The organism is Cellulomonas septica, from assembly GCF_012396155.1.
Classification (GTDB): domain Bacteria; phylum Actinomycetota; class Actinomycetes; order Actinomycetales; family Cellulomonadaceae; genus Cellulomonas; species Cellulomonas septica.
In genome coordinates this window covers 1-3,206 of sequence record NZ_JAAXOY010000410.1, presented here as the reverse complement: position 1 = coordinate 3,206, position 3,206 = coordinate 1, and the positions used below count along the sequence as shown (strand labels likewise).

Annotated in this window: 4 protein-coding genes; 3 read left to right on the top strand and 1 reads right to left on the bottom strand. The window is 71.6% G+C overall.

Annotation, left to right across the window (positions count from 1 at the left end):
• Positions 1-419: hypothetical protein (locus tag HGA02_RS14110; RefSeq protein ID WP_168679577.1), on the top strand; the 419-nt coding region annotated here is incomplete at its 5' end.
• A gap of 60 nt (positions 420-479) precedes the next feature.
• Here HGA02_RS14110 and HGA02_RS14105 read toward each other — a convergent pair.
• Complete coding sequence (locus HGA02_RS14105) at positions 480-1,865, bottom strand: glycine--tRNA ligase (protein WP_168679575.1); 1,386 nt, start codon at positions 1,863-1,865, stop codon at positions 480-482.
• 161 nt (positions 1,866-2,026) lie between these two features.
• On the opposite strand from HGA02_RS14105, the gene HGA02_RS14100 reads away from it, so the two are divergent.
• On the top strand, positions 2,027-2,956 hold the full coding sequence (locus HGA02_RS14100) for a metal ABC transporter substrate-binding protein (protein WP_168679573.1): 930 nt from the start codon (positions 2,027-2,029) through the stop codon (positions 2,954-2,956).
• Positions 2,953-3,206: ATP-binding cassette domain-containing protein (locus HGA02_RS14095; RefSeq protein ID WP_168679571.1), on the top strand; the 254-nt coding region annotated here is incomplete at its 3' end. The genes HGA02_RS14100 and HGA02_RS14095, both read left to right, overlap by 4 nt.

The following is a 3,206-nucleotide window of genomic DNA, read 5'->3' as shown; positions in this document are numbered from 1 at the left end:
CGGAGGTCGTGGACGCGTCGGGCACCGTCGTGGTCGGCCCGACGGCGCTCCTCGCCGACGCGCCGGACGCCGCCGGCGCGACCGGCTTCGTCGGCGGCGAGGCGCTCGTCCAGGTCGGTTCCGTACCCGCACGGTTCGCGGACGCCCGCGTCTTCTACACGGTCCTCAGCGGGTTCGGCCGCGGGACGCACGCGTTCGAGGTGCCGACGTTCCGGCTGCCGGACGACGACCGTTCCTGGTACGTGCTCGTGTTCCCCGACCTGCGCGGGTCCGGGCTGACCGACACGACGAGCGGCGTCGCGTTCGGGGCCGCGGACGGGACCGTCGGCTGCGCGAGCGCGGACTCGCCGCGGGAGTGCGTCATCGGGGCCGAGGAGCTCGCCGACGTCGAGGAGCTGATGGCGCGGCCCCCGGCGTGACGTGCGTCGGGGTGGCCGCGGACTGCTCCGACGACCACCCCGACGACGACGGTGCTGAGGTCAGGCGCCGATCAGGTGCTGCGCGAGGTAGCCGGCGACCTTGTCGAGCGCGACGCGCTCCTGCGTCATGTCGTCGCGGTGCCGGATGGTCACGGCCTGGTCCTCGAGCGTGTCGAAGTCGACCGTGATGCAGAACGGCGTGCCGATCTCGTCCTGGCGGCGGTAGCGACGGCCGATCGCCTGGGCGTCGTCGAAGTCGACGTTCCAGTGCTGGCGGAGCTCGGCGGCGAGGTCGCGTGCCTTCGGGGAGAGCTGCTCGTTGCGGGACAGCGGCAGGACCGCGGCCTTGACGGGCGCGAGGCGGTGGTCGAGCTTGAGCACGACGCGCTCGTCGACGCCGCCCTTAGTGTTGGCCGCCTGGTCGACGGTGTACGACTCGACGAGGAACGCCATGAGCGAGCGCGTGAGGCCCGCGGCGGGCTCGATGACGTACGGCACGTAGCGCTCGTTCTTGGCCTGGTCGAAGTACGACAGGTCCTGGCCCGAGTGCTGCGAGTGCGTCGACAGGTCGAAGTCGGTGCGGTTCGCGATGCCCTCGAGCTCGCCCCACTCGCTGCCCTGGAAGCCGAACCGGTACTCGATGTCGACGGTGCGCTTCGAGTAGTGCGAGAGCTTCTCGGCGGGGTGCTCGTAGAGACGCAGGTTGTCGCGGCTGATGCCGAGGTCGACGTACCAGTCGGTGCGCGTGTCGATCCAGTACTGGTGCCAGGTCTCGTCGGTGCCGGGCTCGACGAAGAACTCCATCTCCATCTGCTCGAACTCGCGCGTGCGGAAGATGAAGTTGCCGGGCGTGATCTCGTTGCGGAACGACTTGCCGATCTGGCCGATGCCGAACGGCGGCTTCTTGCGCGAGGCGGTGAGCACGTTCTGGAAGTTCACGAAGATGCCCTGCGCGGTCTCGGGCCGCAGGTAGTGCAGGCCGGACTCGTCCTCGACGGGGCCGAGGTACGTCTTGAGCATCATGTTGAAGTCGCGCGGCTCGGTCCACTGGCCGCGCGTGCCGCAGTTCGGGCAGGCGATCTCGGCGAGGCCACCCTCGGGCGCGCGGCCCTTGCGCTCCTCGAACTCCTCGATCATCTGGTCCTCGCGGAACCGCTTGTGGCACGAGAGGCACTCGGTGAGCGGGTCGGTGAAGACGCCGACGTGGCCCGAGGCGACCCACACCTGGCGGGGCAGGATCACGGACGAGTCGAGGCCGACGATGTCGTCGCGACGCGTGACCATCGCCCGCCACCACTGGCGCTTGATGTTCTCCTTGAGCTCGACGCCGAGCGGGCCGTAGTCCCACGCGGAGCGCGTGCCTCCGTAGATCTCACCGCTGGGGAACACGAAGCCACGGCGCTTGGCCAGGGAGACGACGGCGTCCAGACGGGAAGGTGCGGCCACGAGCGATCACTCCAGTGCGTGAGGCGCCCACGGCTGGGTGTCGCGGGCGGTGGGGGCCGGGGCGGGTGCCACGGCAGACGAGTCCCCAGGCTACCGGCCCCGGGGCGACGCGCCGCACGGCGTTTTTGACAACGGTTCTCGTCCAACTGAGAATGATCGTCATGCTCTTCGCCCGCCCCCGGCGCCCCCTGCTCCTCGTGCCCGCCCTCGCGCTGCCCGCTCTGCTCGCCGGGTGCGGGTCGACCGCCGCCGCGGACGACGACACCGTGCACGTGCTCGCCTCGTTCTACCCGCTGCAGATGGTCGCGCAGCAGGTCGGCGGCGACCGCGTGAGCGTCGAGTCGCTGACGCCGCCCGGGGCCGAGCCGCACGACGTCGAGCTCTCCCCCGCCCAGGTGTCGCACCTCGACACCGCCGACCTCGTCGTCTACCTGTCGGGCTTCCAGGCCGCCGTCGACGACGCCGTCGCGCAGACCGCACCCGCGCACGTCCTCGACGCCGCCGACGTCACGTCGCTGATGTCCGACGAGGGCCACGAGCACGAGCACGAGGAGGGCGACGAGCACGACCACGGCGGGCTCGACCCGCACTTCTGGCTCGACCCCAGCCGCATCCCCGCCGTCGCCGACGCGGTCGCCGCCCAGCTGACGGAGCTCGACCCCGACGGCGCCGACGAGTTCGCCGCCAACGCGGCCGCGCTCACCGAGCGGTTCACCGCGCTCGACGAGGCGTACCAGGCCGGCCTCGCGGAGTGCTCGATCCGCACGTTCGTCACCTCGCACACCGCGTTCGGCTACCTCGCCGACCGGTACGACCTGCACGAGGTCGGGATCTCCGGGATCGACCCCGAGGCCGAGCCGTCGCCCGCGCGCCTCGCCGAGGTGTCCGACGTCGTCGAGCAGGAGGGCGTCACGACGATCTTCTTCGAGACGCTCGTCAGCCCCAAGGTCGCCGAGACGCTCGCCGCCGACCTCGGCGTCGACACCGCGGTGCTCGACCCCATCGAGGGGCTCGCGGACGAGGACGCGGACTACTTCTCCGTCGCCGAGGACAACCTCGAGGCGCTGCGCGTGGCATTGTCCTGCTCGTGACCTCTGGCACCACCCCACCGCTCGCCGTCGAGGCGACGGGTCTCGACGTCACGCTCGGCGGCCGCCGCATCCTCGCCGGCGTCGACCTCGCGGTCGAGCCCGGCCAGGTCCTCGCGCTGCTCGGCGCCAACGGGTCCGGCAAGTCCACGCTCGTCCGCGCGCTGCTCGGCGTCGTGCCGACCAGCGCGGGCAGCGTGCGCCTGTTCGGCGCACCGCTCGGCCCGTCCGCCCCCTGGCACCGCGTCGGCTA

Bases quoted from the DNA above. Each gene is read 5' to 3' on its own strand.
- HGA02_RS14100 (WP_168679573.1), top strand. From the start codon at position 2,027: ATGCTCTTCGCCCGCCCCCGGCGCCCCCTGCTCCTCGTGCCCGCCCTC.